Raw genomic sequence first — 26869 nt, forward strand, 5'->3', positions numbered from 1 at the left:
CGTCGCCCATCGCCCGTTAGTGGCGCGATTTCCGTCAGCCTGACTGCACAAGTGGTACTTGATGTTGAAATCGTGCTTTCTCTGAAGAACGTTCATGTGTGTGTAGACCTTCGTGAGATGGAGCCATGTGCCATCCGAATCGGAGCGCTCGATTTCCGCAGTGTTTAGCAGCTAAACACCGGGAAAAACCTTGGTGAACGCCGATTCGGATGCCGCCGCCGAGATACCACGACGTTGGCGGCTTCCTGCCGACTTGCACGGCACAGGCAAGTTGAGTCCCTGCCCGGTGTTCGCCCAACACGTTATTCGCCACGTGGGGCATGTCCTACTTTGGCGCTCGTGTGAAACTTGGAGCCCCGCGTTGGCGGTTCGTCGGTTTCACTAGGGTGGGCTTCAATGTGCTTCCATCCCCGCACGAGATCAATGCGCCTGCCAGGCTCTGCACCTGGCCGGATTTGTACGTCAGCACAATTGCTAACGAGCTTCACGGGCCTCTTCTGGCGCAATGATTCTTGCCGCTTGTTTTTGTCCCTGGGGCCTCTCAATGTCGCGACCGGCTCCCCTTCTGACATCAACGCGTGCGCCGATGCAGGACGAATAAAGGTTCGGTTGTTAAAGAGCGCAACCCAAATTTGGGTGTGTGCGAACATGATAACCCGTAAATAAACGTTGTCAACCCAGATATGGGTTTATGAATGCAGCAGCGGCTTACCCTGAGCTAGGAGGGAACAAAATGATATTGTTTTCACGTTTTGATACGCCTGGACTAAATTTTTTGCGCAAGCTGCCGTTTCTACCTATATCCAAATAGTAGACAGTGGCACCAGTCGTGTGTTCGACCCGCCATTGCGGGGGTCTATGCGCGTCGCTTGGTGGACTCCCCCTTTTTAAGCATCGTCTGGCGTTCCGCCTCAGCATAGCGATCTATATCGTTCAGGATGAGTTGTTGGAATGCTGGGTTCAGACTGCGGAAGCTGACCAGGAGCATCCTTTCTTCTTCGGAAAGTGCCGAGACCCCATCGGCATCATCATGTCCGAGTGAAGGCAACTGGCCGGGATCCAGGCCTTCCACAAACAATTGCCAAAGATCCAACCCGAAAGCCCGTGCGATTTCCGCAACGCTTTCAACACCCGCGCTGCCCTCGGCGCGGCGGACGCGGTCGACCGTCGAGCGCGTTAAGCGGCCGTTTGTTTTTTTCTCCAGTGCGGCATTCGACAAACCGGCGCTGCGCATCAGCTGGTCTACGTTCGCCCCGACGATTTCTGTAGCTTTTTTTGCCATACCGCACTATGCCGCGCAGGCGCGCAGATATGTGGGTTGAAATAACCCAAATATGGGTTAGAATCTTCGTCTATGAGCCAACTTCAATTTTTCGACCGGGTGCTGGCCCGTCTCCGCGCCGTCCCATACACCGACCTCCAGACCGTCGCAGACGCCACGCATGTGTCTCTTAGCAATCTAAGGAAGATTCGCTACGGCGAGGTGAAGAACCCCGGAGTGCAGACGGTGCAGGCTCTGGATGACTACTTCGCAAGGATAGACGGCACCGGCGGGCACCCTTGTCCCATTCCCGAATCTCTTCGGTCGCCCGACCCGACCGTCAAGAAATTCTGAGCGTGACACCAATCTACTGGTGTTTAGCAGCTAAACAGCGGAACTTGTGTGTGGCTGCTCTGCGCCCGTACCTCACAACACAAGACGGATCGCAAATAGCATGAAAATTCTCGCAGTCGCACAAGGAAAGGGCGGTGTTGGCAAGACCACGACCGCAGTCAACACCTCATTTGAAGCAGCCGAAGCAGGAGCTAGGGTCTTGGTTGTCGACTTGGATTCTGGCGACATCTCCAAGACCATGGCCCGGTTCAAGCTGGAAATCCCTGCAAGCGCGCTCTTTCTCGACAGCACGCCCGTGGCGCCGACACACGACTCGAGCATCTCTTTGATCGCGGCAGATCAACTGCTGGCGAACTTGATTTACATGCCGCTCGAGACCGCGCTGAGAAATTTCCGGGTAAATCTGTCGGCCTTCGCCGAACAAGGTTATGACCTCTGCGTGATTGACACAGCGCCGGGCGTAAGCATCGCCTTGGCAGCAGCGCTTCACGCTGCCGATGCGGTCATATCCCCTGTGGAGATGGAGGAGTACAGCATCGAAGGGATCAAGAAGATGATGCGCGTGATACTCAATGCTCGGCAGCGCAATCCTAGGCTGCAATTTCTCGGGCTTCTTCCCAGCATGGTGGATCGGCGGAATCCGCGCCAGGTCCGCCATTTGGCAGAAGTCCGTGCCACCCACGAGAAGCTGCTTGCGCCCGTCACCATCGGCCTACGCAGCAGCGTCGCTGAAGCACAGTCTATTGGCGAACCCGTCTGGAAATCCAAGAAAACTACCGCGCGTGCGGCGGGCGCCGAAATGCGTGCCCTGGGACAGTACATCCGCGCCAAGATGGGAGTAAAGGCATGATGGATCTGAAAGGACTGGGCGACCTCGCCTCGATGCTGGACGGCCCGCAGCGACAGGTCGGCGAATCCGACCTGTTCGACGTGGATACCATCGACGAGGACCGGAACGTCCGGCTGGATTACAACCCGGGGTTGAGCAAAGAGAGCATCGATGAGTTGCGCGAATCGCTGCGCCGCGATGGAATGTTGAGCCCGATATCGCTCCGGCCGAACCCGGCTCGTCCTGGTCGGTATCTGATCAACTTCGGCCACCGACGCTATCGTGCGGCCAAGGCTGAAGGTTGGCGCCAGGTGCCTGGGATTATCCGCGAAAAGTTCGACCGCTTCGCACAAATGGCCGAGAACATGAAACGCGAAGGCATCACGGCTCTTGAGATTGCCGAGTTCATCCGCGACGAGTTGGCGGAGGGCAGAACGCAGAGCGAGATCGCTGTCGGGCTTGGAAAGTCGAAGGCTTGGGTTACCCAACACGCAAAGATGCTCGATCTGCCGCCTCCGGTGGCCAAAGCCGTCGCCTCGGGAAAAGTCACGGACGTGACGCTGGCCAGCGAGCTGGCCGTTGCTCATCGAGAGGATCCGCAGGCTGTCGCAGATCTGCTAAACGCCACCGAGACGAAGCCGACGCGGTCAGCAGTGAAGGCGATTCGCAAAGCCGCAGGGACCAAGGAAGAGTCGCCAGAAGCACCGTCGGACGAGACGTCACCGTCATCACATAATGAGGCGACAGCCCGCACGGTCGCCGCGCAATGCTCGACCTACGTATTCCTGGCAAACGAGCCGAGCCCCCCGCCCGCAGACGGCGCACTCCCGCCTCGCTCAACCTTCGTGTCGACCGCCGGCGAGATCCCTGCAGAAGTGAAGGCGGAGTTCCAACGCCGTCGGAACGTGCTCGAGCAAGAGCAGCGTGAGGCTGCCAATCCCGCGCTGCGACAAGCCGGCATGGACTCCTTGAATCGGCTCATCGAAATAGCTCGACAAGACACCAACCAAAGCAAGCGAGTGGCGGACTTCCTGCTTGCCTGGTGGAACGCAACAAGCTGCGGTGGTTTTGATCTGTCGGATCTGTGGAGCGTGGACAAGGAGATATACGACGATATATCTTCAGTCATTTCTCTGGTCCGGCGCTGCCGATCCTATCCAGACACGCTCAGCACCACCGTACACGAGGCGTTCAAGGAGCTAGTAAAGATATGGAGGCCCCAGCTCGTTAATGAATGACAAAGCGTGCCGATGTTTAGCGGCTAAACCGCAAGTATCGACACTACCCAACCCACTTGCACATAACGCGTAAAAGGAAAATGACTTGCCGAACTTGATCCCCACTTTGAACGATGTGAAGTCCCTGGATGGCCGAATCTACGCATTGCTTTCGACTGACGAAGTCCGCGTGTTGGACTTCTACCGGACGCAGGGTCGGAAGTTTGACGTTCTCGTATCGATCGTCAACGAGGCCGATCCGGTGCAACTCGCTGCGGCACGTTCGCAAAACGAAGCCGTGGATATAAAAAAGTGGGCCAACAGCCGAGTCTCCGTCACGATCGGCCCGGCCGCAGAGTTGGAATGGGCTGCGCGGGCATGACCGCCGTGGCAACGACGCCTTCACGCTTAAGCGCCCCATCCCGGTCAGCCCCAAAATGCGCTGACCGTGCAAGGTAGCCCTCAGACGGAAATTGTCATTTTCAGAAGACGACTGCACCAATCAGCGCGGTTTGAAGCCCGTTGTGCATACGGCTCCTGACAGCCAGATATCAGGACTCCTCTGCACGGAACTCGTCTATGCTTAATACTCGTGTGCACCAAAGCGAGGTGGGCATGGCGACCGATACCACACCGATTACCGAGCACGGCGTAGCCACCCTGCCAGATGAGGCATGGGAGCGTGCGCGCCGTCGCGCGGAGATCATCGGGCCGCTGGCACAGTCGGAGACGGCAGGACATGAAGCGGCTGACGCGGCAGCCCAAGCACTGGGTCTGTCCCGGCGGCAGGTCTACGCCCTGATCCGCCGTGCCCTGCAAGGCTCGGGGCTGGTCACTGATCTAGCTCTTGGGCAGGCGAGCGGCGGCGAATGTAAAGGCCGCTTGTCGGAATCGGTCGAACGCATCATCCGCGAGCTACTGCAAATGCGCTTCCTGACCAAGCAGAAGCGCAGTCTGGCGGCCTTCCACCGTGAAGTTGCGCGAGCGTGCAAGCTGCAAAAGCTGCGGGTGCCTGCACGCAATATCGTGGCTTCGCGGATCGCCGCTCTCGACCCGCTCAAGACCGCGTGCCTTCGGGAAGGCCAAGAGGCGTCCCGCACTCTGCAAAGTGCCGGCGGCGTTCCGCCGCCAGGCTCCGCGCCGCTGGAGCAGGTACAGATCGACCACACAGTTATCGACCTGATCGTGGTGGACGAACGCGACCGGCATCCGATTGGACGTCCGTAAATAGCCGGGCACACTGAAGGGCCAAAGAGTGGAAGAAAGTAAGGATAAGAACGAAGCCGCATTGGTGGCTGCAACCGCAACTCGCTCGAAGGGCTGGCTCAACCGCACCGTCGCCGGCGCTGGGATCACCAGCGCCCTGGGTGACTTCTGCTATGAGACGACAACCGTCATCCTGCCTGGCTTCCTTGCCGTGCTGGGACTGCCGGCCAGCGTACTCGGCACCATCGAAGGTATCGCTGATGCGGTGGCCAGCTTCACCAAGATGGCTTCAGGCTACGTCGCAGACAAACTGGGCCACCGCAAGCTGTTGGTCCTCGTGGGCTATGGCCTGACGCCGCTCGGGCAGGCGCTGATTGCACTGGCGGCCGGGTGGCCGCTGATCTTGTTTGGGCGCATGGTTTCCTGGTTCGGCAAGGGGCTGCGCGGACCGCTGCGCGATGCCATCGTGATCCAGGCGGTGACGCCGGAAACCAAGGGCCGAGCCTTTGGATTCCACCGGGCTGCCGACACAATCGGCGCAGTCCTCGGCCCGCTATTGGGTGTCGCTTTGTTGGGATGGGCGCAAGGACTGCGTTGGGACGGTGCGGCCGGCCCGTTCCGGCTTGTGCTGTGGCTATCGGCCATTCCTGGCGCGCTGGCCGTGCTAGCCTTCCTGACGCTGGTCCGGGACCCACAACACTCGCCTAATCCGGCGCTCAAGTTCTTCAGCTCGTTGCGCACCCTGCCGGCGCGCTTCAAGCGCTATCTCGGCGCGGTCGGCCTGTTTGGCATCGGCGATTTCTCGCACTCGCTGCTGATCCTGGCCGCGACCACTCTGCTCACACCCTCGATGGGCGTGGTGAAGGCCGCTCAGGTCGCCGGCCTGCTCTATGTCTGGCGCAACGTGGTGCAGGTCGTGCTGTCCTACCCGGTCGGCGCCATGGCGGATCGAGTCGGCCATCTACGCATGTTGGTCGGCGGATACGTGCTGGGTGCCCTCACGGCTGTCCTGACGGCGCTTGCGTTCTGGCTTTCGGTGGACAGCGTGCCGCTGCTCGCCGCCATCTTCTTCGTTGCAGGCTTATACGTGACCGTCGAGGAAGCGCTGGAATCCACGGTGACGGCGGAAATGGTGCAGTCCGACACCCTTGTGATGAGCTACGGCGCACTGGGCACGGTCAACGGCACGGCCAAGTTCATCTCCAGCGCCACAGTCGGTGTGGTGTGGACTGCTGTCTCGCCGACTCTCGGTTTTGGCTTGGCGGCTTTGCTGATGATGGCTGGGACGCTGGCCTTGCTCCGCGTCGGGAACGAGTAGCGTGCGGAGACAACCATTATGACCAAACGACTAATCTCGAACGCCAAACAATGGGCGCGAACCATCAAGCGGGACGTGCACGCAATTTGGCTTGCCGCTCGTGATCCACGCACCCCATGGTTCGCAAAGGCGCTTGCACTGGTTGTCGCGGCCTATGCCGTCTCGCCCATCGACTTGATCCCCGACTTCATTCCTGTGCTTGGCTATGTTGATGACATCATCATTGTTCCGCTCGGGATCATGCTGGTCGTGAGGCTTATCCCGCAAGAGGTAATGAACGAGCACCGAGAAACCGCCGCCAAAGCCATCGCGCGTCCGGTAAGCCGCATGACGGCGGGCGTGTTTATCGCCATCTGGATCGTCTGCGCCACCCTCTTGGTCAGACTGTTCTTGTGAATATGTCTAACCGTGGCTTAGCTAGTGCGGCCCGCTTCTGACGTTGCATGCAGTCATCTTCTGAAAACGGCAGAAATGTGTCAGGAAGAAATCTATAACCTTTGACAGCTATGGCCATCTGGACAATGGTCCCTGACAAGATCGAGGAAGAGGAAACCCAGGTCGCAAAGAAATTCGGCGTCTTTGGTGCAACGCTAATCACCTTCTTCCTCGCGGAGATGGGCGACAAGACGCAGATCGCTACGGTCGCGATGGCGGCGTACTATGCTGCACCGCTGATGGTGGTCATCGGCAGCACGCTCGGCATGCTGATTGCAGACGTCCATGCTGTTTTCGTTGGTGACAAGCTTGCCAGCAAGATGCCGATGAAGCCGGTGAGCTCGATTGCCGCTGCAATCTTAGCGCTACTTGGCATTGCGACACTGCTCGGAGCGGGTTCGAAGCTCGGTTTTTAGACCTTCGAGTGTCAACGTCATCGATTGGACCACGCGCTCATCGATGGCGCTGATTCATGTGCTTGGTACTATACCCCCCTATGTTATTTGAAAGAAGGTACGCATGAGCCACACCATTCGTGAAAAAGCCAAGCTGCTGGCCAGGGTGCGTCGTATCCGAGGTCAGGTCGAGGGGCTCGAACGTGCACTTGATGCAGAAAAGGGGTGTGCCGAGATCCTTCACCAGATCGCAGCAGCACGCGGCGCGATCAACGGACTGATGACTGAGGTGCTGGAAGAGCACATCCGAACACATATCGCCGATCCAGCCATCACCAGCGATGCCGAACGTACACAAGGCGCAGACGAGCTGATCGATGTTTTGCGCGCCTACATCAAATGAGAACCGCCATGCATACCGAAAAACTTTCCGATTGGGTTCACGACCACGTTTTCCACACAAGCAATGAGGCGGCTGAGCGCAGCACGCGGGTGGTGATGTGGATTACCGCGATCACCATGGTGGTTGAAGTTGCCGCTGGTTGGTGGTTCAACTCGATGGCCCTGCTGGCCGATGGCTGGCACATGAGCTCTCACGCGGTGGCCATTGGCCTGTCAGCCTTCGCCTATGCCACGGCCCGGCGGTACTCCCAAGACCCTCGCTTTGCCTTCGGTACCTGGAAGATTGAGATTCTGGGCGGATTTGCCAGCGCCATCTTCCTTGTGGGCGTGGCAGTGATGATGTTGGTGGGTTCGATGGAGCGGATCGTCTCTCCGCAGCCCATCCAGTATAAGGAAGCCATCGTAATTGCCATCCTCGGATTGGTGGTTAATGTGGTGTGTGCGCTGATCCTGGGTAAAGCGCATCACCACGATCACGGGCATTCACACGGTCACGATCATGGACATGCACACGGTGACCATCACGATCTCAACCTGAAATCCGCCTATGTGCATGTGATTGCCGATGCCGCAACCTCGGTGTTGGCCATTGCAGCGCTGTTCGGAGGCTGGATTTTCGGCTGGTCGTGGCTGGACCCCCTCATGGGGATCGTCGGCGCAGTGCTGGTTGCCGTGTGGGCCAAGGGTTTGATTGCCGATACAGGAAAGGTCTTGCTTGACCGCGAGATGGACCATCCGGTTGTCGACGAAATTCGTGAAGTGGTTGAGACGGGAGCCGACGCGGGAGATACGCGGATCACCGATTTGCACGTCTGGCGCGTCGGCAAGCAGGTGTACTCATGTGCCATGACGGTGGTCACACACGACCGTTCGCTTACTCCGGACACAGTGCGTCAACGCCTTTCCGTTCACGAAGAGATCGTCCACTCGACCATCGAAATGCACTACTGCGACGGTGGATCGGGTGGGGTGCCACAGGTAGCATGAGAACCTTTGGCCTCTATGTCGTCACAGCACTGGCTGAAATCGTCGGGTGCTATTTGCCGTGGCTTCGGCTTAAGCAGAACGGATCGGCTTGGTTGCTTGTACCTCCGTAGCGAGCCTGGCTGCATTTGCGTTGCTGTTGACCCTGCATGATGCGGCGTCCGGCCGCGTATACGCCGCATACGGTGGGGGCGTACATCGGCGTGGCCGTCCTCTGGCTATGGACGGTAGATGGCATTCGCCCTTCCAGTTGGGATGTCTTGGGAGTCGCGGTGGCCTTGGCGGGTATGAGCATCATTGCTTTTCAGCCGCGCTGAGATGCTATGAGCCTGACCTAAGCCGCTCATTTAGTCCAGTCCCGACATGGCCTGGTTAGCACCTAGCGTGCTTTATTTTCCGTTTTCTGAGATGACCCCATTTAGTGGGGGGCTTCCTGCAGGAAGTTCACTGACGAGTATTTCGCGCAACCGAGTACTTACTAAGGCTGCTGCGCTAATTGGAGCAACGAGAACTAGACCCTTGTGCCGAAGGTCTCAATTCTTCTTTCCTCTCGAGGTCGTCTCTGAAGGCGGAAAATAAAGCGAGCCAAGCCAATCCCAGCCCTCCCTTGCGATAACAGTAACGGCTCGCCTCAGTGGCAGCTAAGTTTTCCTGCGTACCTTCTCTCCACGGTGCAAATCTCTGCACCCTTCTGGAGATGCTCATGTACCGCTACACCAAACTCGCCCTGCTGGCCATCGCCATTGCTACGACTGGCGCTGCAGCCTATGCCGCCAAGGGCGGCGTGGAAAACGACGCCCTGGCGATTACTAAGGCCAAGATTGCTCTCACCCAGGCCGTCACCGTTGCCGAGCAGCACGCCAATGGCAAGGCATCACGCGCCGAGTACGAAAACTCGAAGCAAGGCTGGGTCTACGACGTGGAAGTTGTCAGCGGGGCAAAAGTCTTCGATGTCCGGGTCGATGCCGAAAAGGGCACGGTCATCTCGTCTGCCGAGGACAAGGCGGATCACGATGATGGCCACGACAAGCAAGACTGACCACCCGCCAGTGTGGCCGGATCGCGCATGACGCCGTGATCCGGCCCGGAGACTTGATGGAACACCTCAACCAAACAATCTTCCTGTGGCTCAATGCGCCAGAGCACCCGAATGCTCAGGTGATTACGCTGGCCACTTTCTTTTCGGAATGGCTCATCTGGGCCGTCCCGATTCTGATCGGCATCGGCTGGCTGCGTGGCAACGAGAACACCCGCAAAACGCTGCTGATCGCTACCGCGTCCGGCTTGGTTGGACTGCTGGCCAACCAAGTCATCGGCCTGGCTTGGTCGCACCCCCGGCCTTTCATGATCGGGCTGGGGCATACACTCATTCCCCACGTTGCCGACTCGTCATTTCCCAGCGATCACCTGACGCTTTGGTGGTCGGTTGCCTTCAGCATTCTGATGCAGCGAGGACTGCGAAGAGTTGGTATCGCTTTGGCACTGTTTGCCCTCCCCATCGCCTGGTCGCGTATCTACCTGGGGGTTCACTTTCCGCTGGACATGGTTGGTGCCATCGTGGTCGCAGCGTTCAGTGCCGCTCTGACGCTACACGGAGCACGTTGGTATCTGGGACCGATCTACCGATTGGCCGCCTGTATCTATCGCAAGTTGTTCGGCAGGCTGATCGCGCTGGGATGGGTGCGCGAATGAGCCTATGGATCGGCTAAGTCTGCCTGGTCAGACTGGCGGCAACCCCTTTCACCTCGGCAGGAGAACACCATGAACAATTTGCCCACGGTCCGAGCAAGCAACTGGCTCAATAAAGTCCCTGAAGTAACGCTGTCGTTCTGGATCATCAAGATCATGTCCACCACGGTGGGCGAGACAGGGGCCGACTTCCTGGCGGTCAACGCGGGCTGGGGCCAAGGCGTGACCCTTACGGTCATGGCGGCTTTGCTGGCAGCCGCATTGTTCATGCAGTTGCGTACTCGCCGCTACACCCCTTGGACCTACTGGCTGACAGTATTGCTGGTCAGCGTGGTCGGTACCCAGATAACTGACCTATTAACCGATGGCCTGGGTGTCAGCCTATACGTCAGCACCTCGGTTTTCGCCGCGGCGCTCGCCGCGATCTTCTTTTTCTGGTATCGGGTTGAACGTATCCTATCCATCCATGACGTCGTGACGCGCAGGCGGGAACTGTTCTATTGGTCCGCCATCCTCTGCACGTTTGCGCTGGGCACCGCTGCCGGCGATCTGGCGACCGAGGCGCTGGGCTTGGGCTTTACTTGGGGCGCAGTCGCCTTTGGTGCGCTGATCGGCATCACCTTTGCCGCATGGCGCATGGGTGGAAACGCCGTGTTGACCTTCTGGATCGGTTACATCCTGACCCGTCCCTTCGGCGCTGCGCTCGGCGACCTGCTGACGCAAGCCAAGACGTATGGGGGCCTCGGCATGGGGGCTATGTGGACCAGCGCCCTGTTCCTCTCCATCATCGTCATGCTGGTGGCCGTTGCGCAGTTCGGCATGAACGCAGGACGCTCCGCCCAAGCCGCCAAGTAACCCTCTTCTCAATCTCCAAGGAGAAACCATGCGCAAGCAGCACTCTATCGCCCGCCTTGTCGCAACAGCTTCGGCGGTGGCACTCGTAGCCCTTGCCGCCGGCTGCTCCAAGCCTGCCGACCAAGGCGGCACGAGCGCCGAGCCTGGTGCCGCGGCCAACGCCAGCACGAAATCGCCGGGTAAAACTGCTTCCAAGCTGGGCGACCTGACCGCATTTCGCAATATTGCTGCCGATGTAGCCGCCATCGTAGACAACGGTGATCTGCCCATCGCCAAGACACGTATCAAGGATTTGGAGACGGAATGGGATTGGGCCGAGGCAGGCCTGAAACCGCGAGCCGCCAACGACTGGCATGCCCTCGACAAGGCCATCGACAAGGCGTTGGCAGCACTGCGCGCTGATACGCCGAATCAAGCCGACTGCAAGGCTGAGATGGGTGCCCTGCTAAAAACCTTCGACTCACTCGAAGGCAGGAACTGAACATGGACATTGCCAGCTGGGTCCAAAGCTGGGGCCTACCAGCCGTGGGCGTCGGAAGCTTTCTCGAAGGTGAGTCCGTACTGCTGATCGCTGGCGCCGCCGCGGCGCGCGGCCATCTTTCAATCCAGGCGGTAATGGCCGTGGCGGCCGTGGCCAGCTTTATCGGAGATCAGTTGTTCTTTCTGATCGGTCGGTACTACGGCTCCACCCTGCTGGCGCGCTTTCCTGCGTTGCAGCCACGCGCTCTGCGGGTAGCCCTGTTGCTCGAGCGTCATCACCTGCCACTGATTCTGTCAATCCGCTTCCTCTACGGCCTGCGCGTCGCCGGGCCGATCGTGATCGGCATGAGCCGCGTGCCTTGGTCGCGCTTTCTGGTGCTCAACTTCGTTGGTGCCGTGTGCTGGGCCATGCTGATTGGCGGTATCGGCTACGGCACGGGTCATGCACTGGCGTACGCACTGCAAAGCGTCGATGCCGATGAGCTTTGGGGCCTGGCGCTGCTGGCCGTATCGGTTTCCCTCACCTGGCTGATCGCGCGACACAGCCCTCGAGGGACATCGGGTAGAGAGGGGGCACATCCCGATCTGACTCAAGCAGCAAAGAACCACATTTGGAGAAGAAAATGAACACCAATGAATCGATGGCCAGCCTCCAAGATGCATTGGCCAAAGTGCCCGAAGTTACGCTGGGCTTTTGGCTCATCAAAATCGCCGCCACGACGCTCGGCGAAACTGGAGGCGACGCTGTCTCGATGTCCATGAACCTGGGCTACCTGGTCGGCACAGGCATATTCGCAGTGATCTTCCTGGCCGCCGTCGTCGCGCAGGTCAAGGCCAAGAGCTTCCACCCCTTCCTGTATTGGGCCACCATCATCGCTACCACGACAGTCGGCACGACGCTGGCCGATTTTGCGGATCGTTCACTCGGAATCGGGTACGCTGGCGGTTCGAGCTTGCTGCTGGTCTTGTTGCTCGGTTCGCTCTTAGTCTGGCATCGCACCCTCGGCTCTGTGTCAGTGAGCACCGTCAGTTCACCCAAGGCCGAAGCGTTTTATTGGCTGACAATCATGTTTTCCCAGACTCTGGGCACGGCGTTGGGTGACTGGACGGCTGATACGGCGGGCCTGGGCTATACAGGCGCAGCCGTCGTGTTCAGTGGGTTGCTTGCTCTGATTGTGGCAGCCTACTACTGGACGGATCTATCCCGCACGCTACTTTTCTGGGCGGCGTTCATCCTGACCCGCCCGCTAGGTGCCGTGGTAGGGGATTTTCTGGACAAGCCGCTGAGCGCGGGCGGTCTGGCCCTGGATCGCTACTCCGCGTCGGCCGCGCTGCTGACATTCATGCTGACCGCCATCTTGCTCTTCAAGCAACGTGCAGCCAGGACCGCACATTAAACTTAAGCCGCAGCGCAAGCGGCGCGGCAGTCTCCAGGAGAGAAAATGAGCAAAACCGAAGCCATTCACTACGACGGAATCAGCAAGATCTTTCACTGGCTCACCGTCATCCTCATTTTTGCCGCCTTTGTTCTCGGCCCCGGAGATTTCGGACGCCTGGTCCATGCTAATGGCGATCCCGGCGCACGACTGGACATTGTGTGGCACGAAACATTGGGAATAAGCATCTTTGCACTAACCTTTCTGCGCCTGTTGTGGGTTGCCCTGCGCTCGGGCGCGCCTGATCACAAGCTCGAACCCAAGCTGCGTCTGGCCTCCAGATTGATGCACATTGCCTTATGGACCCTGCTGTTTGCATTGCCGTTGACCGCTTTGCTTACACTGGCATCGGAAGGCCAACCGCTGACGCTGCTGGGCGGTTTGCGCATTACCGAATTGCCTTGGATCGCTTCCGCTCCGGTCCTCGGCGTGGCCGATTGGGGCGATATCCACTCCTTCCTGGGAGATGCCATCATCTGGCTGGCGGGCATTCATGCAGTTGCCGCCCTCTACCACCACTTCGTACTCAAAGACGGCGTATTCAGATCAATGCTGCCTTGAGCGGCTTACCCAGACTGCATGGAGAACGTATGCGGGTTTTGCTGGTCGAAGACGACCTCATGATTGGCGAGGCGGTCCAAGGCGCATTGAAGGACGCCGCGTACGCGGTCGATTGGGTGCGGAATGGGCAAAGCGCGCTGGCGGCATTGGGCTGCCAGCATTACGACCTGCTTCTGCTGGACCTTGGCCTGCCGGGCAAGGACGGGTTGCAGGTCCTGCACGATGTCCGCGCCAGCGACAACGGCGTGCCGCTGATTATCATCACCGCTCGGGACGGGCTCGATGACCGGCTGCGCGGCCTGGATGGGGGGGCCGACGATTACGTGCTCAAGCCTTTTGAGATGACGGAGCTTCAGGCCCGCATGCGTGCCGTGCTGCGCCGCAAAGCCGGGGCATCCAGACCGGTGATGAGCAATGGCGTGGTTTCCCTCGATTTGGCCACCAAGGAGGCGCATGTCAAGTCCGCCCCTGCCCAGCAACTCTCCAATCGCGAGTTCTCGCTGCTGCAAGCCCTGCTGGCCCGGCCGGGAGCCATTCTCTCGCGCAGTGAACTGGAAGATCGCATATACGGGTGGGGCGAAGAGGTCGAAAGCAACGCCGTTGAATATCTGATCCACGCACTGCGACGCAAGCTCGGAAGCGACATTATCAAGAACGTCAGGGGCGTCGGATGGATGGTCTCAAAAAACGTTTGAACGAATCGGTTCAGCTCAAGCTGTCCTTCACCCTGTCGCTGGCCATCCTCGTGGTGGCCGTCGTGGCAGGTGTCTTCTCGTTCCTATCGGCCTTCGACGAAGCCCATGAGCTACAGGACGATGTTCTACGCCAAGTGGCACAGCTCATGGATCGGCAGCGCCTGTCACCGGCCCCGCCGACGACAGATGTTCGCCCTATTGATATCGATGAAGAAGCGCGTGTGATCGTCCAGCGCTTGGGTGAAGCCAATCCATCTGAGGCAAGCGTGGATGCAGGGGGCACGCTTCCCCTTCCGAAGACTCTCGCTGATGGGTTGCACACGCTCGAGGTCGGTGGTGAGTCGTTCCGGGTGCTGGTCAAGACCACGGCTGCAGGTGAGGGCATCGCCGTGGCGCAAGAAGCGGGCTTCCGCAATGAAATCGCCCGCGACGGAGCATTGCGCACCGTGATGCCTTTTCTGATTCTCGTGCCGGTACTGCTATTGATCGTCGCCGATCTGGTGCGCAAGATGTTCCGCCCCATTGCCGCGCTTTCCGAGGAAATCGACCGGCGCGCCGAGCAGGAACTGCACCCCATCGAAGACCGTCACCTTCCGGCCGAGGTGCGCCCGTTCGCCGTTGCGATCAATCGCCTGCTCGCCCGTGTCGGCCAGTCTATGGAATCGCAGCACCGCTTTGTGACAGACGCCGCACACGAGCTGCGCTCGCCTTTGACTGCGCTCTCGCTGCAAGCGGAGCGGCTGGGAGATGCGGAAATGTCCGGCCTGGCACATGAGCGACTGACGGTCTTACGCCAAGGTATCGAGCGCGGCCGAAGCCTGCTAAATCAACTCCTAACTTTGGCCAGGGCACAGTCGGCCACTGACGCACCAAAGTTGCCGGTATCCCTCCAAAGCATCTACCGCCGTGTGCTGGAAGATCTCATGCCGTTGGCCGAGGCCAAGCACATCGACATCGGGGTCGAAGGCACGCAAGACGCAGAAGTGTGGGCGAGCGAGATGGACATGATCGCCCTGGTCAAAAATCTGGTCGACAACGCTATTCGCTACACGCCGGAGGGCGGGAGGGTCGATCTTTCCGTGGGGGCATCAGAAGGGAAAGCCGAGCTTCGTGTTCAAGACAGCGGGCCTGGCATTCCGCAGGCCGAACGGGACCGGGTTTTTGATCCCTTCTACCGCACGCTCGGCAACGAGCAGATCGGTTCGGGACTGGGGCTGTCCATTGTCCAAACGGTCGCCCATCGCGTCGGCGCAGAGATTCGGCTCGACTTCTCAGATGAAGAGAGGCAAATCGGCTTGAGTGTCATCGTCCAATTTTCAAGATCCGGCTCGCCGCACGCATCGGATTAGTGGTTCGCGTAGGCTACATCCTAACTTGGCGTCAAGATCGGCTCGCGAAATGCGTCAGTTTAGGATGATGTTGTTCCTTTCGGAAGACGACTAAACGGAATTTCATGAGTCGGATACACCAGAGATCAGCGGCCATGTATTTGCATTCAATCAGTCTGCCATCATCACCGCAGCGATTGCTTCAGCGTCCACGCGGCGTCTCTATGCTTGGCGCCTGCTTCATGGCCCGCCGTGGGGTCCGCGTCGCGACGTTTGGGAGAGTGGCCAGCATCAACGATAGGGTATGGGCTTTTAGACTCGGCTGGGTTCCGCCGATGGCGCTATCTCTACAAACGAATCCGAGATGAAATGCCTTTCGTCTTCAAATAGCTGGGTTGAATATGGTGCAACAGCCGGTTGACTGCGTAAGCCTATTAGAGGCTTACGCGAACCAGGTTTTCGAGCGCGAACAAAATGCCTCATCTGTCAAAATATGACCCGCCGTAATACGGGCGAGTGTTGCCAAGAAGATCTCCAAGGGCGATGCGAAGAGTTGATATCGAGGGTCCAATGAGCTTTGATCTGTTTACGCCACAACATTGAATTTTTCCGGATATGTATAACCTCAGCACGATTGAGCTCTGGAACGTTGCTGCCTTTGAATTTCTTCGCGCAGCCACTGATACTCCTCATTTATTGGCCAAATTAGGAGCATTACTGACTGAGCTGCCCGTGTACTTGGCCGTCGCCCTGATATTGGTCGACTTATGCCGGCGCCGCGATGGGGCGACGGCCACCGTTTTGATTGTGGCGTGCGTTGCAGCTCGACTGATGGAGGCGTTGGCCAATCTTTACATTTACCACGCACGTCCCTTCGCTGTGGGGTTTGGTCCGGCGCTGATTTCTCATGCCGCCAACAATTCCATGCCCAGTTCGCATGTCACTTTTGTTTGGACCATAGCGATGGTCACTGCGTTTGGCGGGCGCTGGCCTTTGGCTGGGACACTAATCCTGTTGGGCGCCGTGTTGGCATGGGCACGCATCTATGTGGGCATCCATTGGCCATTAGATATGGTGGGCGCGGCCCTGGTCGCAGTGGTATGCGCAGCTTTGGGAAGCACAGCACAACACTGGGGTGCCAATTTCGTTAGAGGCCGACAATCGTAAACGTGAATTCGTTGATTGCTTGTATTCCCTCTTTGAATCGTCAAAGCAGAGAAGTGAAATAATCACCTGGGCATCTGGCGCACCTACTATGCTGACTTCCTTTATGGCCCGGCAGTCGAATTCATAGAGGCTCTGACAATTTCGCTCGCCGTCGTGGTGGTTGCAAGGACGGGGATCCGCATTGTCGGGAACTGCCGTGGCAGCCGCTGTGCTTATTGGAATCATCGCTGCGCATGATCCGTCGCTCACCGGAATTCGGTTGCGCATTGTCCAACTGTTCGTGGAAACGCTCCTGCTTCTCTTCGGCTTTCGCTAGCTTCGCAAGGCAATATTGCGAGCGGCCAGAGTCTTGTCGCTGCATGAAGAAACATTAGCGCTCGAAAAAGAGGCAGTCTGATCGAAAACGTCGCCCGCAAGGCCATGCGCCCGGTCGACAAGCATAAGTCGTGTGCCCGTATGCGCGCGGAAAAGTGGACGACAAGGACGCTGCGCCTCCTCACGCAACGTGGTCGGCACCCGAATATCTGATGTTGGTGGAAATGGCCAGTTTGGGGTTCGGCTGGACTGAATTGCCCCGTTGCATGATTCAGCGCCTTGGCCGCGACCCGTTGGTGGAATCGTCGCTGCCCGGGTGGGCCGCGCCACATATCTGTCGACGCTGTGTGGCCCACCCACCGCGCGCTAAGGTCGGCAGGCGCATGGCTGCTCGAAAGCCTGACACGGGACCGCACCACGCCGACCTGACCGCGCGGGGCGCGAAGTTCAGGGGGTGGGCAGCCGCGATATACGCACGCCGTTGGCGTTCATCCAGTCGCCCAGCTTAGGGCTCGCCAACACGTCGAATTCGGCCCGCCGTTGTCGGGACATGGCATTGCCCTCTTGGCCGTTTATCGCGGGATGGCACATTAGCAGGTCGCCGTCGCGCGCGTTGAACAACCAGTTCTGAAGCAGGCCGGCGTAGCGCCGCTTGCCGCCGTTGAATCCATACACACCCAGCAGTCGGCGATTGGTGCGCAAGCCGTCACGGCTGGCCTGACGCGCCAGCGCCGCCGCCCCCAACGCGCCGATGATGCGTGCTTTGATCGATTCTTTCAGGGGAATGCCGCTCAATGTGCCCGGCGCCGTCTGGCGCAGCCACGGGCGCTGTTCGCCAAAACGCCGCTTCAACTGCGTCAGCAATTGATCGCGCACGCCTGGCAGTTGATGCACGTGTTGATGGCCGTCGATGTAGTCGGGCGCTCGCCCCAGCCCCGCTTCAAAGGCATCGAACTGCCGGTTCAACTGCGCGTGCACCCATTCCATGTCCAGCCGCCCTGTGTAGGCGCTGATGACGACTTTGCTCAAGGATGGCATGGACTCAGCGCCCGCGCCCAGCGATTCGGACAGATTCACATGCAAGCCTACATCCACGTTGCGCGCGCCAAGCCGGCCGGCGTTGGCGGCGAAAGTCGGACCGAGCGCCAGGCAGCTAACCGCACTGATGCGCCCCATGTCGGCCAGCGTAATCATGCCTTCATCGATATCGGCATTCATGCCAAAATCGTCGCCGCAAACCACGACTCGTTTGCTCATTGCAGTCCCTCGCAATTCGATTGCTCTCAGGCACTCATGCGCACTTTGCTTCGTCAAATCAGCTTTTTTGTCGCCGTCGGGTGCGCGGCGGCCGCAACGCATTGGGCGGTCGCAGTCGGCTGCGTCGAAACCTTCTCGCTGCAACCGCTGGCCGCTAATCTGGTCGGTTGGCTGGCCGCCTTCGGAGTATCTTTTTCCGGCCACTATCGGCTTACGTTCAAACATGCCCAAACACCTTGGTCCATAGCTATTCGCCGTTTCTTTTTCATTTCAGCGGCAGGATTTTTCATCAACGAATCTGCGTATGCGCTGCTGCTGCGCACCACCAACATCCGCTATGACGTGTTGCTGGCAATGATATTGATAATCTTGGCGTTCGCGACGTTTATCGCCAGCCGGTTATGGGCCTTTCGCAAGCCCCCGGTGTGACGCACTCGACGCCTCTTGCCGGGACGCGCTACTGCGTGGTAAGAATCAGAGAGACCGCGCCCCGTTGTCGGCGGACCGGCCCTGACGGCGGCGCACCACGTAGAGCGGCCGCCCTTTGACTTCGTCGAATATGCGCGCTACGTATTCGCCCACCACTCCCAACGAGATCAGATTCACCCCGGCAAAGAACAGCACGGCGGTGACGATGGTGGTCCAGCCCGACACGGGATTGCCCGAGGAAAGGTAGTCACCCACCAGATAGGCGGCGTACGACATTGCCATCAGCGCGAAGGCCACGCCGACCAGACTGACCAAGCGCAGCGGCCATGTCGTAAAGGCCGTCAAGCCGTCCAGCGCCAGACGGAACAACCGCATGCTGCTGAAGCGACTGTCGCCGTGCATGCGTTCGTCAGGCGTGTAAGGCAGCGCTTCGACTTTGAAGCCGACCCAGGCGTACAAGCCTTTCATGAAGCGAGTGCGCTCGGGCAATGCGTTTAGCGCATCGACCACGCCACGGTCCATCAGGCGGAAGTCGCCAGCATGCGCGGGGACATCAACGCCGCGCGCACTGCTTAGCAGTTTGTAGAACCAACGCGCACCGGAACGCTTCAGCCAGGATTCGTCCTGGCGCGTTTCGCGCACGGCGTAAACCATTTCAGCGCCGGCCGCCCACCGCGCCAGCATTTGCTCGATCAGCACCGGCGGGTGCTGCAAATCGGCGTCCAGGCAGATCACTACGTCGCCGAAGGCCGCCTCCAGGCCTGCGCTAAGGGCGGCTTCTTTGCCGAAGTTACGCGATAGCTGGACGTAGCGAAAGCCTTCATGTTGCGTCCATTCGGACATCAATGATTCCGTGCCATCCGTGCTGCCATCGTCCGCCACGAGGATTTCCCAGCGCGTACACAACGCCGACAAATGTCCGCGCAACAGCGGCAACAGCACACGCAGATTTTCTGCTTCGTTCAGGCATGGGATTACGCAAGTCACGCACATGTCATAAGGCACCTCGGCCGCCTTGCTGGACCACAGCGCTTCCAGCGGAAAGGTTTTGGCCAACGGCTGCGAGGGAATCGGATCGGGCCGGAATTGGATGCGCATGAGGCGGCAGTTGTCAGGATACAGGAATGCTATGACCCTAGTATGCGTGGCACCCCGTCGAATTTTCATGAAATGCCGTCACCGCTGCCGTCATCGTTAAGTTGCACAACAGTCTTTTCCTTACCGGCAGTCATGAAGTGCCCTGGAAGTGCCCTGGAAGTATCCAGGTTAAAACTAGAGGTAAGGTTGCTTCTCAACGCCCCGGGCGGCACGAGGAGAAGCCATGAAACGTCGATATTTACCGAAGGGCAGATCCTCTATGCGCTGTGACTAGCAGAGCCATGAATGAAGAATTGACACCTAAACCACTTGGCAATTCTGTGGTTCAGGGAAAGTTCTTCAAAAAACCGCCCGTTTGCAGATATTCCGGGTCGATTCAGCGGCTAAAAACCCAATCCAAACACGCTTATCCGAACCCGTGGATATGTGGATGATCGCTCCGCGACCGCCCGGCTCGCCGTACTCGGCCCGTGGACAACCGCTGATGGACAAACGGTGGACAGGCGCCGCCTGACCACGCGCTTGACCACAGGGTATGCCCACCGGCTACCCGGGCTTCTCCCACATACCCACCGGCCCCCATCAAGCAGCCACAAAACAGACAACTTCTAAACAGGTCCCCAAAGGTACTACTGAGCGTAGTTCTGCAGAAGCAAAGCCATACGTGGAATCTCTCACAGTTGCTGCCGCTACTGTCTTTCGTCACCGATGGCCTTCATCGCCTTTCCCAGTGATTGGGGTGTACAGTCATCCGGAGACGCGCAGTCCAGGCCTCGCGAGAGCTGACCAAGCCGATGCAGTTGGCGTCCCAAAGCCGTTCCGCAAGATCCACGAAGATCTTCCCGAGCCGGGTCTGCGGGCCGCTGTTTGCGACAAAAATCAGCAACAGTGTGCGTGCGAGCCGACATCCAACAGTCTCGGCAAACCCGTTGACGGTCACCCATAAAAAAGTGGTCCATTTTCATGTATGAAGTAGGGCTGCTTGGGCGCTTTTGGCCCTGACCCGAGGGCCTTCCACTCGTACCACCCGTCCACCGGCACGAGGATGCGGCCACTACCTACAAGCATTTTCCACGGCCAGCCTCCAGCCAGGACCTTGTCCAGGCGTGCGCAACTCATCTTGTACTTGGAACCCTGGGGCCTATACGTCCAGAACTGGCGGTCTAGCTCGTCAGCGCCTGCCAGGCGAGGCAAAGTGAGCGGGCGCGTGCCCGGGGGTATGTTGAATCGCGGCCCTGTCGGGTCCGCGAAGATCTGGCCCGGGTTGGTAAAGATCCGCTCAACGTAGTCCAGCGGGCCCGATTTCTGAACAATTCGACCGCACATCGATCACCTGTGTGAATGCAGATGTCCGGCCAGTATAGGCGCGTGCGTGCCGTACTGCAGGTGGCCAGCAGCAGGGGAGGGAAGGCAGTCTTGCGTCTTTGGCGATCATGACACGCTGTTCTCGCCGTCAAGTGCTGCGCAACGCCGGCGGCGCCGGCGCCGCTTGCGGCCAGGGGCCGGCAGGCCACTTGACCGCTCCGCTGCAGCGTATCCCAGGAACGCCGGGCAATCCCGCCCGGCACTGGAGATCCAGCCATGCAGTATTCCATCGCGTTCAGCACTAACGAGCACGCCATGGGCGCGCTCTTCGTACAGGATTCCGCGGGCGCGGTGCGCCCGGCTGCGCCGAAAGAGATCCTCGCTGCAGCACGCGAGGTCGTCCTTCAGGAGATCCAGCGGGGCCAGCTTATGAATTCGCCGAAGCTCTTGCGCGAGTTCCTGCAGCTGCGATTGAACCGAAGCCTGGAGCACGAGGTGTTCGGCATCATGTATCTGAACCCGCGCGCCGAACTGATCGCATATGACGAGCCGTTCCGTGGCACGTTGAGCAGCGCTCCCGTATATCCGCGCGAGATCGTCAAAGCTGCGCTGGCGCACAACGCGGCAAGCGTGATCCTGGCGCACAACCATCCGAGCGGTCATGCCGAACCGAGCTCTGCCGACATCAACATGACGCGTCAGCTCAAAGATGCGCTCGCGCTGGTCGGCACCACCGTACTCGATCACCTGGTCGTGGCCGGCAGCAGGATCGTCTCGTTCGCAGAGAAGGGCATCATGCCCTGACTTGCGGCGCCGGGCCTGGCGCTGGTGTCAGTCCTTGGGCGCATCTTTGCCCTGCGCGCACCAGGCGCAAGGGGCTTTCGAATACAAAGGGACTTCCTTCTGATGGCGAACTCCGCAGCCGTACTATCAATCGTCATCTTTATTCCTTTGGAGACGAATCATGGCGCAGATTGTTAGGGTTGGGGTAGACCTGTCGAAAACCGTCCTGCAGATCCATGCTGTTGATGACGCGGGCGCGACCATAGTCAATCGAGCCGTATCTCGAGAGAGATTCTTCGAGTGGTGTATTCAACTTCCAGAAGGATGCGTGGTGGCAATGGAAGCCAGTTCGGGCGCCCATCATATTGGGCGCAAGCTAACTGCGTTTGGCCTGGATGTGAAGATCATTGCCGCGCAGTTTGTTGCGCCGTACCGAATCCAGGGAAAAACCGGGAAGAACGATGCAAACGACGCAGCTGCGATCTGCGAAGCCGCTTCGCGACCGCACATTCATGCGATCCCGATTAAATCGGCAGAGCAGCAGGCAATCATGAGCGTGCATAAGGTCCGCGAGGGCGTTAAGGAAGAACGAACTGCGTGCATCAACAGGATTCGTGGACTTTTGGCGGAATTCGGCATCGGCGTCTCTCGTTCTCCGGAAGTGCTGCGACGTAGGTTAGCGGACATAATCGATGACGCTACCAACGAAATGCCAGCATTTGCACGCCTCGTAATCCGGCAGGCGTACTCACATTGGATCGAGCTTGAAGAGCATCTTGCCTGGTGTGATGACCGCATTAACGAGCATGTGAGGCGAGATCCCCAGGCGCGACGCGCGACAGAATTGGTGGGCATTGGCCCGATTACCGCTTCGGCTCTGGTCGCCTACGTCGGCGACTTTCGACAATTCAAGAGCGGAGCCCAGTTCGGCGCTTGGCTTGGGTTGACGCCCAAGCAGTCCTCAAGTGGAGGAAAGGCCAATCTCGGGAAAATTACAAAGCGCGGGAATTCCTACTTGCGGTGCCTGATCGTCACCGCCGCCAAGGCGGCAATTTTCTCGTGCGCGAAGAGAAATGATCCATCCTCAGTCTGGGCGAAAAAACTATGTGACCGTATCGGATGGCAGAAAGCGACCGTTGCTTTGGCCAACAAGAACGCCAGGATTCTGTGGGCGGTCCTGGCGCTTGATCGGAAATTTGATCGAGCGTACGTGAGTCCTAGCCCGTTCAGTACGTCATCATCCTGAGTCTGTGTAACGCATCGGCAGCTCGCAAGCGAAGATACTAGAACTGGTCAGACCGTCAGCAAGCAAGCTCGTATATGCCGCCGGCGTGAAGTTAGCGCCGACTTTCGAATGGAGCCTTGCTGAGCGGTTTGTATCTGGGTCCGCGTGATGTTAAGCGCACAAGACCGACTGTAGAAGCGCAGTCTGCACCATGTTCGTTCGTCATCTTCGAATCGGCGCTGCGTTCACGTATGCGTGTGTTCGTTCCCGTACGGTTCTTAATTAACGCTTTGATGGCAACTTTTCTATGGCTCTTGCAACGACCAGGAAGTCCCTGTAGCGGCATATAGCCGCTCGCTGCGCTCGCTTTATATTCCACGTCCCCTTGCCCCCGGCGCTTGTTCCGCAGGGCGCCAGTGCTCCCGTCCCGCCACCCGGCCGGGCCCTACTTCTGAGGAGCACGACATGACCCAAGCCACTCTTTCCGTCGCACGCCTGGTTCCCGATGGCGAACGCATGAACTTTCTCCCCAAGGCATATGGAAGTCGCCTGATGTTGCGCGGAGAAATCAGTGTCTACAACTGGCTGGATCGCCTGTCGCGGGAATACAGCGGCGGCTACTGGCACTACTACGAAATCCCGAACGGTTTCTATATGGCGCCGGCCGACTACGAGACGCTTCACATCGTATGGCCGATGAACTGGTGCGACCGGACCATGTCGGCGGACGCCGCCGGCATCGTGGCAACGCTGTACGCCCTGTGCGAACTGTGCAGCCAATACCGCAGCGACGACCTGGCCGAGAAGTACCACGCCCTGCGCGACTTCGCCGGCGAGCACGCCGAGGCAAAAGCCATTCTTGCAGCGATCGATTGACGCCATCCCGGCCCGCTTCGGCGGGCCTTTCTTCTTCTGAGCGCCATCAGGCCATCGTGGCTCAGCCCCTGCTAAGCGACGCTGCAGGGCAACGGCTGCGCTTTGAAGTTGCACCGTTGCAAGCCATACGGGGTGGCGGGTCTGCATTCCGGGTCAGTGTGCCACGGCGTTCTCGCGTTCAAGTGCGGCGCGGCGCCGGCTGCGCCGGCGCCACTTGCGGCCGCTGGCCGTCTTCGACACAAGCGCTGCGCTGCGCCGTGCCTCTCAAGTTCCGGGCATTCCCGCCCTGGCAACCGGAGAGACCACATGGCCAAAACCTCAAATGCACAACAATGCCGTTTCCTGAACGGCGCCGACGCCCATCAGAAGGAAATCGTCAGCCTCATTCGGCAGGTCGCGCGTACGCGTGGGATCGACCGCGTTTGGAGCGATTGGGTGGAGATCTGCGCGATCGCATTGGCCCGCGCCGACTTCATGCGGCGCGAGGCGCGGGAGCAGCGCTACTTGCAGGTAATCGCTCAGTACGAGCGGGCCGAGCTGGCCCTGCTGGTGCAAGCGTTCTCGCACTTGGTCATGGCTTACGAGGTCCGGGTTCAGGCAGCAGACTTTGGCGACGTGCTGGGCAGCACGTTCATGATGCTGGACATGGGCAACGCCGGCGCCGGCCAATTCTTCACGCCCTATGAGGTGTCGCGCCTGATGGGCAACATGATGATGGGCAATGGCCAGGATTTGGTCGACAGGACGAGCGTGCGGGGGGTCGTGCGCGTACTGGAGCCAGCCTGCGGCGCCGGCGGCATGTTGATCGCGGCGGCGCACGCGATGCACGATGCGCAGCTGAACTATCAGCAGTGCATGCACGCGACTGCGATCGACATCGATCAGCGCTGCGTGCATATGACGTTCATCCAACTGGCGCTCTTGCACGTGCCGGCCGTGGTGATACATGGCAACGGCCTCACGGGCGAGTGCCGGGAGCAGTGGTTTACGCCCGCGCACGTCCTGGGCGGTTGGGGCGCGCGGCTTCGCCGTCGCGAAGCGGAGGAGGGCGCTCGGGCGCTACCGCAGGCGCCGGCGGCCCCGGAAGAGATCCACGTCGACCAGGTGGCGGCCGACAGTCCATCGGCCGAGATCGATGCGCCGCCGCAGGCCATTCCGAAGGCGATCCGCCAAGCTGCTGCCGCCGGCCAGATGTCGCTCTTCTAGCGAGGTTGCGATGGCCCCTCTCGGGGCCTGGCGCGCCAGCCACGCGCCAACTGCGGACCATGTAGAGCCACAAGCACTGCACGGAGCATACAGTCGCATCCCACTCCCGCACGGACGCTAGGGCCGCTGCGCGCGGCTTTGTAGCCGCGGCCCCTTCTTCAAGGGCTTTCGCGGCATAAACCGCTCACTGCGTTCGCTATTTATTCCACGTCCCTTGACCGCGCTTTCGTGGGCTGCGCCCGCCTGCCCCGTGCAGTGCAATGCAGATCGGCTGACATTGCTGCACGCAAAGGAGCCAACCATGAGCCGTGTTGTCCTGGGCGATTGCCTGTCCGTTCTTCCCACCTTGCCGGATCGCTGTGTTGACCTGGTGTTGACCGATCCGCCGTACCTCGTCAACTACGTGGACCGCTCCGGCCGGAGTATTGCCAACGACCGAACCGATGAATGGATGACGCCGGCGTTTGCGCAGATGTTCCGCGTGCTTCGTGATGACGCGTTTTGCATTTCGTTCTACGGCTGGAATCGCGTAGATCGATTCTTCGCCGCGTGGCGCGCGGCAGGCTTTCGTGTGGTCGGCCACATCGTGTTTGCCAAGCAATACCAGTCGAATGCGCGATTCTTGGCGTACCAGCACGAGTCCGCCTACTTGCTGGCCAAGGGCCAGCCGGCGCTGCCGGCGACACCACTGCCCGATGTGCTGCCCTGGAAGTACACCGGGAATCGCCGCCATCCGACTCAGAAGCCGGTCGAATGCCTGACGCCGCTGATCGAAACCTTTAGCCGCCCGCGCGACATTGTTCTAGACCCGTTCGCCGGCTCCGGTTCCACGTGCGTGGCCGCCCGCCAAACCGGACGGCGCTTCTACGGGATCGAAATGGACCCCAAGTATCACGGCGCCGCAGTGCAGCGCCTTGCGCTGGCCAACCAGGAAAGGATCGCAGCATGAGCCGGGATGAAAACGAACTGAAGAATGGGTTAACCGCATACCTGCACGGCTACGGCCGCAACAATCGGGGCGGTTTGTCCGCGATCGCCGCATATGGCGCCTGGCCGGTGCTGGCGGAGCAGGAAATTGAACAACGCATGGGGCGATTCCTCGAAGCCTTGCCGCTGGAAGAATTGCGCGCCATCGCCCAGTCGACAATCGATCTGAACGAGCTGGCCAGCCAAGTGCTGGCCCAGCTGGACAAGGAGTGAAGCATGGCAATGCCCCAACTATCCAGCACTGCGAAACTGGCCATCGAAAACATCGTCCTGGAGATTCTGGACATGGAATGTACGGAACTTCAGTGGATCAGCTCCAAGGACTATCACGAAATACCAGCATGTGCTCTTTGGAGGGCGTTGCAGGCGGCGTACTTGGCCGGCATGGTGGACCATCACCGAAACGGCTGAACGGCATAGCCAGGCCTGGCGGCCTGGCTATCTCACTTGGACTATCAGACGTCCAAGGCTGTCCAGGGAGGCGCGCTCACAGTCGCCGGGTAGTGTTCAGTCTTTTGGACCAATCCGCGGCGACATGACTTTGGATTGCTCGGCGAGCCAAGGCGTCATCCGCGAATACCGCGCGCGCGCCGCCGACGCTCTCCCACGGTCCGCTCGGGGCATACTGCACTTCAGCTATGACCCCGTTTCCATTCGGCGATTGAATGGTCCGATACGACGCCCGGACTCCGTTGATAACCAGGGTACCGTCCAAAGTGGTTCTCCTCGTCCAAAAAATCCGCGCGCGATTTGCCTAAGAATGCCACCGCAAGATG

The 26869-nt window shown here is 59.4% G+C and carries 30 protein-coding genes and 5 pseudogenes; 30 read left to right on the forward strand and 5 right to left on the reverse strand.

The genetic code is table 11. From position 1 onward, the window contains the following. Window positions 1-856 precede the first annotated feature (856 nt). Window positions 857-1282 (reverse strand): hypothetical protein, encoded by a 426-nt coding sequence (locus tag ELS24_RS04405; RefSeq protein ID WP_127183477.1) that lies wholly within the window; start codon window positions 1280-1282, stop codon window positions 857-859. 72 nt (window positions 1283-1354) lie between these two features. Here ELS24_RS04405 and ELS24_RS04410 point away from each other — a divergent pair, with 72 nt between their 5' ends. From ELS24_RS04410 to ELS24_RS31660, 22 genes and pseudogenes are all read left to right on the forward strand, one after another. Next, window positions 1355-1615, forward strand: a complete 261-nt coding sequence (locus ELS24_RS04410) for a hypothetical protein (protein ID WP_127183478.1) — start codon at window positions 1355-1357, stop codon at window positions 1613-1615. 100 nt (window positions 1616-1715) lie between these two features. Next, window positions 1716-2465, forward strand: coding sequence for a ParA family protein (locus ELS24_RS04415; protein ID WP_120156676.1), 750 nt, complete (start codon window positions 1716-1718; stop codon window positions 2463-2465). Continuing rightward, complete coding sequence (locus tag ELS24_RS04420; protein WP_127183479.1) at window positions 2462-3682, forward strand: DUF7673 family protein; 1221 nt, start codon at window positions 2462-2464, stop codon at window positions 3680-3682. The genes ELS24_RS04415 and ELS24_RS04420 overlap by 4 nt, the downstream gene beginning before the upstream one ends. Window positions 3683-3767: 85 nt before the next feature. Continuing rightward, on the forward strand, window positions 3768-4043 hold the full coding sequence (locus ELS24_RS04425) for a hypothetical protein (RefSeq protein ID WP_240669449.1): 276 nt from the start codon (window positions 3768-3770) through the stop codon (window positions 4041-4043). 197 nt (window positions 4044-4240) lie between these two features. Next, window positions 4241-4885: pseudogene (locus tag ELS24_RS04430) on the forward strand (Mu transposase C-terminal domain-containing protein); the annotation flags it as partial. A gap of 31 nt (window positions 4886-4916) precedes the next feature. Further along, complete coding sequence (locus tag ELS24_RS04435) at window positions 4917-6185, forward strand: MFS transporter (protein WP_127183480.1); 1269 nt, start codon at window positions 4917-4919, stop codon at window positions 6183-6185. Window positions 6186-6233: 48 nt separating this feature from the next. After that, a pseudogene (locus tag ELS24_RS04440) lies at window positions 6234-6581 on the forward strand (YkvA family protein); the annotation flags it as partial. Window positions 6582-6691: 110 nt separating this feature from the next. Continuing rightward, window positions 6692-7036, forward strand: a complete 345-nt coding sequence (locus ELS24_RS04445; RefSeq protein WP_205736956.1) for a TMEM165/GDT1 family protein — start codon at window positions 6692-6694, stop codon at window positions 7034-7036. A 103-nt stretch (window positions 7037-7139) separates the two neighbouring features. After that, window positions 7140-7418, forward strand: coding sequence for a metal/formaldehyde-sensitive transcriptional repressor (locus ELS24_RS04450; protein ID WP_127183482.1), 279 nt, complete (start codon window positions 7140-7142; stop codon window positions 7416-7418). Window positions 7419-7426: 8 nt separating this feature from the next. Continuing rightward, window positions 7427-8404 carry a CDF family Co(II)/Ni(II) efflux transporter DmeF gene (dmeF, locus tag ELS24_RS04455; protein WP_127183483.1) on the forward strand — a complete coding sequence of 326 codons (978 nt, stop codon included), beginning with the start codon at window positions 7427-7429 and terminating at the stop codon, window positions 8402-8404. Continuing rightward, window positions 8401-8718 (forward strand): annotated as a pseudogene (locus ELS24_RS04460) (YnfA family protein). Before dmeF ends, ELS24_RS04460 begins: the two are co-directional and overlap by 4 nt. A gap of 386 nt (window positions 8719-9104) precedes the next feature. Next, a complete protein-coding gene (locus tag ELS24_RS04465; RefSeq protein WP_127183484.1) occupies window positions 9105-9440 on the forward strand; it encodes a PepSY domain-containing protein in 336 nt (111 codons plus the stop codon). Window positions 9441-9496: 56 nt separating this feature from the next. Continuing rightward, window positions 9497-10093: an undecaprenyl-diphosphatase gene (locus ELS24_RS04470; RefSeq protein ID WP_127183485.1), complete on the forward strand. Its 597-nt coding sequence runs from the start codon at window positions 9497-9499 to the stop codon at window positions 10091-10093. 69 nt (window positions 10094-10162) lie between these two features. After that, window positions 10163-10945, forward strand: a complete 783-nt coding sequence (locus ELS24_RS04475) for a COG4705 family protein (RefSeq protein ID WP_127183486.1) — start codon at window positions 10163-10165, stop codon at window positions 10943-10945. Window positions 10946-10973: 28 nt separating this feature from the next. Beyond that, complete coding sequence (locus ELS24_RS04480; RefSeq protein WP_127183487.1) at window positions 10974-11426, forward strand: hypothetical protein; 453 nt, start codon at window positions 10974-10976, stop codon at window positions 11424-11426. A gap of 2 nt (window positions 11427-11428) precedes the next feature. Then, window positions 11429-12052, forward strand: coding sequence for a DedA family protein (locus ELS24_RS04485; protein WP_127183488.1), 624 nt, complete (start codon window positions 11429-11431; stop codon window positions 12050-12052). Then, window positions 12049-12822, forward strand: coding sequence for a COG4705 family protein (locus ELS24_RS04490; RefSeq protein WP_240669450.1), 774 nt, complete (start codon window positions 12049-12051; stop codon window positions 12820-12822). The genes ELS24_RS04485 and ELS24_RS04490 overlap by 4 nt, the downstream gene beginning before the upstream one ends. 45 nt (window positions 12823-12867) lie before the next feature. Next, entirely contained in the window at window positions 12868-13422 is a 555-nt protein-coding gene (locus ELS24_RS04495) for a cytochrome b (protein WP_127183489.1), read from the forward strand. 29 nt (window positions 13423-13451) lie between these two features. Next, window positions 13452-14117 (forward strand): response regulator, encoded by a 666-nt coding sequence (locus ELS24_RS04500; protein WP_127183490.1) that lies wholly within the window; start codon window positions 13452-13454, stop codon window positions 14115-14117. Next, window positions 14093-15466, forward strand: coding sequence for an ATP-binding protein (locus ELS24_RS04505; RefSeq protein WP_127183491.1), 1374 nt, complete (start codon window positions 14093-14095; stop codon window positions 15464-15466). The genes ELS24_RS04500 and ELS24_RS04505 overlap by 25 nt, the downstream gene beginning before the upstream one ends. Before the next feature lie 594 nt (window positions 15467-16060). Beyond that, window positions 16061-16612 carry a phosphatase PAP2 family protein gene (locus ELS24_RS04510; RefSeq protein ID WP_127183492.1) on the forward strand — a complete coding sequence of 184 codons (552 nt, stop codon included), beginning with the start codon at window positions 16061-16063 and terminating at the stop codon, window positions 16610-16612. Between the two features lie 467 nt (window positions 16613-17079). Then, window positions 17080-17356 (forward strand): annotated as a pseudogene (locus ELS24_RS31660) (LysR substrate-binding domain-containing protein); the annotation flags it as partial. 18 nt (window positions 17357-17374) lie between these two features. Here ELS24_RS31660 and ELS24_RS04520 read toward each other — a convergent pair. Next, window positions 17375-18286 carry a ChbG/HpnK family deacetylase gene (locus tag ELS24_RS04520; protein ID WP_342672806.1) on the reverse strand — a complete coding sequence of 304 codons (912 nt, stop codon included), beginning with the start codon at window positions 18284-18286 and terminating at the stop codon, window positions 17375-17377. On the opposite strand from ELS24_RS04520, the gene ELS24_RS31040 reads away from it, so the two are divergent. Next, window positions 18221-18613 carry a GtrA family protein gene (locus tag ELS24_RS31040; RefSeq protein WP_127183494.1) on the forward strand — a complete coding sequence of 131 codons (393 nt, stop codon included), beginning with the start codon at window positions 18221-18223 and terminating at the stop codon, window positions 18611-18613. The two genes, ELS24_RS04520 and ELS24_RS31040, sit on opposite strands and share 66 nt — an antisense overlap. Before the next feature lie 45 nt (window positions 18614-18658). Here ELS24_RS31040 and ELS24_RS04530 read toward each other — a convergent pair whose 3' ends face one another. From ELS24_RS04530 to ELS24_RS04535, 3 genes and pseudogenes are all read right to left on the reverse strand, one after another. Next, on the reverse strand, window positions 18659-19711 hold the full coding sequence (locus tag ELS24_RS04530) for a glycosyltransferase family 2 protein (protein WP_127183495.1): 1053 nt from the start codon (window positions 19709-19711) through the stop codon (window positions 18659-18661). A gap of 753 nt (window positions 19712-20464) precedes the next feature. Beyond that, window positions 20465-20654 (reverse strand): annotated as a pseudogene (locus ELS24_RS31665) (hypothetical protein); the annotation flags it as partial. Next, window positions 20648-21037, reverse strand: a complete 390-nt coding sequence (locus ELS24_RS04535; protein ID WP_127183496.1) for an SOS response-associated peptidase family protein — start codon at window positions 21035-21037, stop codon at window positions 20648-20650. The pseudogene ELS24_RS31665 and the gene ELS24_RS04535, both read right to left, overlap by 7 nt. 255 nt (window positions 21038-21292) lie before the next feature. Here ELS24_RS04535 and ELS24_RS04540 point away from each other — a divergent pair, with 255 nt between their 5' ends. The 7 genes from ELS24_RS04540 to ELS24_RS04570 all read left to right on the forward strand — a co-directional run bounded on the left by ELS24_RS04540 (window position 21293) and on the right by ELS24_RS04570 (window position 26504). Further along, on the forward strand, window positions 21293-21820 hold the full coding sequence (locus tag ELS24_RS04540) for a JAB domain-containing protein (RefSeq protein WP_127183497.1): 528 nt from the start codon (window positions 21293-21295) through the stop codon (window positions 21818-21820). Window positions 21821-21980: 160 nt separating this feature from the next. After that, window positions 21981-23045, forward strand: a complete 1065-nt coding sequence (locus tag ELS24_RS04545; protein ID WP_127183285.1) for an IS110 family transposase — start codon at window positions 21981-21983, stop codon at window positions 23043-23045. A 444-nt stretch (window positions 23046-23489) separates the two neighbouring features. After that, window positions 23490-23900 carry an antirestriction protein gene (locus ELS24_RS04550; RefSeq protein ID WP_127183498.1) on the forward strand — a complete coding sequence of 137 codons (411 nt, stop codon included), beginning with the start codon at window positions 23490-23492 and terminating at the stop codon, window positions 23898-23900. A 306-nt stretch (window positions 23901-24206) separates the two neighbouring features. Next, window positions 24207-25106: an N-6 DNA methylase gene (locus ELS24_RS04555; RefSeq protein ID WP_127183499.1), complete on the forward strand. Its 900-nt coding sequence runs from the start codon at window positions 24207-24209 to the stop codon at window positions 25104-25106. A 301-nt stretch (window positions 25107-25407) separates the two neighbouring features. Beyond that, a complete protein-coding gene (locus ELS24_RS04560) occupies window positions 25408-26055 on the forward strand; it encodes a DNA methyltransferase (RefSeq protein ID WP_127183500.1) in 648 nt (215 codons plus the stop codon). Continuing rightward, complete coding sequence (locus tag ELS24_RS04565) at window positions 26052-26306, forward strand: hypothetical protein (protein WP_127183501.1); 255 nt, start codon at window positions 26052-26054, stop codon at window positions 26304-26306. The genes ELS24_RS04560 and ELS24_RS04565 overlap by 4 nt, the downstream gene beginning before the upstream one ends. Window positions 26307-26309: 3 nt before the next feature. Continuing rightward, entirely contained in the window at window positions 26310-26504 is a 195-nt protein-coding gene (locus tag ELS24_RS04570; RefSeq protein WP_127183502.1) for a DUF6900 domain-containing protein, read from the forward strand. The last annotated feature ends 365 nt before the right edge of the window (window positions 26505-26869 follow it).

This window comes from Achromobacter spanius, from assembly GCF_003994415.1.
Lineage (GTDB): Bacteria > Pseudomonadota > Gammaproteobacteria > Burkholderiales > Burkholderiaceae_B > Achromobacter > Achromobacter spanius_C.

Bases quoted from the DNA above. Each gene is read 5' to 3' on its own strand.
- ELS24_RS04570 (WP_127183502.1), top strand. From the start codon at position 26,310: ATGGCAATGCCCCAACTATCCAGCACTGCGAAACTGGCCATCGAAAAC.
- ELS24_RS04445 (WP_205736956.1), top strand. From the start codon at position 6,692: ATGGCCATCTGGACAATGGTCCCTGACAAGATCGAGGAAGAGGAAACC.
- ELS24_RS04450 (WP_127183482.1), top strand. From the start codon at position 7,140: ATGAGCCACACCATTCGTGAAAAAGCCAAGCTGCTGGCCAGGGTGCGT.
- ELS24_RS04540 (WP_127183497.1), top strand. From the start codon at position 21,293: ATGCAGTATTCCATCGCGTTCAGCACTAACGAGCACGCCATGGGCGCG.
- ELS24_RS04490 (WP_240669450.1), top strand. From the start codon at position 12,049: ATGAACACCAATGAATCGATGGCCAGCCTCCAAGATGCATTGGCCAAA.
- ELS24_RS04530 (WP_127183495.1), bottom strand. From the start codon at position 19,711: ATGCGCATCCAATTCCGGCCCGATCCGATTCCCTCGCAGCCGTTGGCC.
- ELS24_RS04500 (WP_127183490.1), top strand. From the start codon at position 13,452: ATGCGGGTTTTGCTGGTCGAAGACGACCTCATGATTGGCGAGGCGGTC.
- ELS24_RS04550 (WP_127183498.1), top strand. From the start codon at position 23,490: ATGACCCAAGCCACTCTTTCCGTCGCACGCCTGGTTCCCGATGGCGAA.
- dmeF (WP_127183483.1), top strand. From the start codon at position 7,427: ATGCATACCGAAAAACTTTCCGATTGGGTTCACGACCACGTTTTCCAC.
- ELS24_RS04505 (WP_127183491.1), top strand. From the start codon at position 14,093: ATGGATGGTCTCAAAAAACGTTTGAACGAATCGGTTCAGCTCAAGCTG.
- ELS24_RS04405 (WP_127183477.1), bottom strand. From the start codon at position 1,282: ATGGCAAAAAAAGCTACAGAAATCGTCGGGGCGAACGTAGACCAGCTG.
- ELS24_RS04475 (WP_127183486.1), top strand. From the start codon at position 10,163: ATGAACAATTTGCCCACGGTCCGAGCAAGCAACTGGCTCAATAAAGTC.
- ELS24_RS31040 (WP_127183494.1), top strand. From the start codon at position 18,221: ATGCGCACTTTGCTTCGTCAAATCAGCTTTTTTGTCGCCGTCGGGTGC.
- ELS24_RS04470 (WP_127183485.1), top strand. From the start codon at position 9,497: ATGGAACACCTCAACCAAACAATCTTCCTGTGGCTCAATGCGCCAGAG.
- ELS24_RS04520 (WP_342672806.1), bottom strand. From the start codon at position 18,286: ATGCGTTGCGGCCGCCGCGCACCCGACGGCGACAAAAAAGCTGATTTG.
- ELS24_RS04410 (WP_127183478.1), top strand. From the start codon at position 1,355: ATGAGCCAACTTCAATTTTTCGACCGGGTGCTGGCCCGTCTCCGCGCC.
- ELS24_RS04545 (WP_127183285.1), top strand. From the start codon at position 21,981: ATGGCGCAGATTGTTAGGGTTGGGGTAGACCTGTCGAAAACCGTCCTG.
- ELS24_RS04480 (WP_127183487.1), top strand. From the start codon at position 10,974: ATGCGCAAGCAGCACTCTATCGCCCGCCTTGTCGCAACAGCTTCGGCG.
- ELS24_RS04510 (WP_127183492.1), top strand. From the start codon at position 16,061: ATGTATAACCTCAGCACGATTGAGCTCTGGAACGTTGCTGCCTTTGAA.
- ELS24_RS04560 (WP_127183500.1), top strand. From the start codon at position 25,408: ATGAGCCGTGTTGTCCTGGGCGATTGCCTGTCCGTTCTTCCCACCTTG.
- ELS24_RS04420 (WP_127183479.1), top strand. From the start codon at position 2,462: ATGATGGATCTGAAAGGACTGGGCGACCTCGCCTCGATGCTGGACGGC.
- ELS24_RS04555 (WP_127183499.1), top strand. From the start codon at position 24,207: ATGGCCAAAACCTCAAATGCACAACAATGCCGTTTCCTGAACGGCGCC.
- ELS24_RS04565 (WP_127183501.1), top strand. From the start codon at position 26,052: ATGAGCCGGGATGAAAACGAACTGAAGAATGGGTTAACCGCATACCTG.
- ELS24_RS04415 (WP_120156676.1), top strand. From the start codon at position 1,716: ATGAAAATTCTCGCAGTCGCACAAGGAAAGGGCGGTGTTGGCAAGACC.
- ELS24_RS04535 (WP_127183496.1), bottom strand. From the start codon at position 21,037: ATGTGCGGTCGAATTGTTCAGAAATCGGGCCCGCTGGACTACGTTGAG.
- ELS24_RS04465 (WP_127183484.1), top strand. From the start codon at position 9,105: ATGTACCGCTACACCAAACTCGCCCTGCTGGCCATCGCCATTGCTACG.
- ELS24_RS04495 (WP_127183489.1), top strand. From the start codon at position 12,868: ATGAGCAAAACCGAAGCCATTCACTACGACGGAATCAGCAAGATCTTT.
- ELS24_RS04485 (WP_127183488.1), top strand. From the start codon at position 11,429: ATGGACATTGCCAGCTGGGTCCAAAGCTGGGGCCTACCAGCCGTGGGC.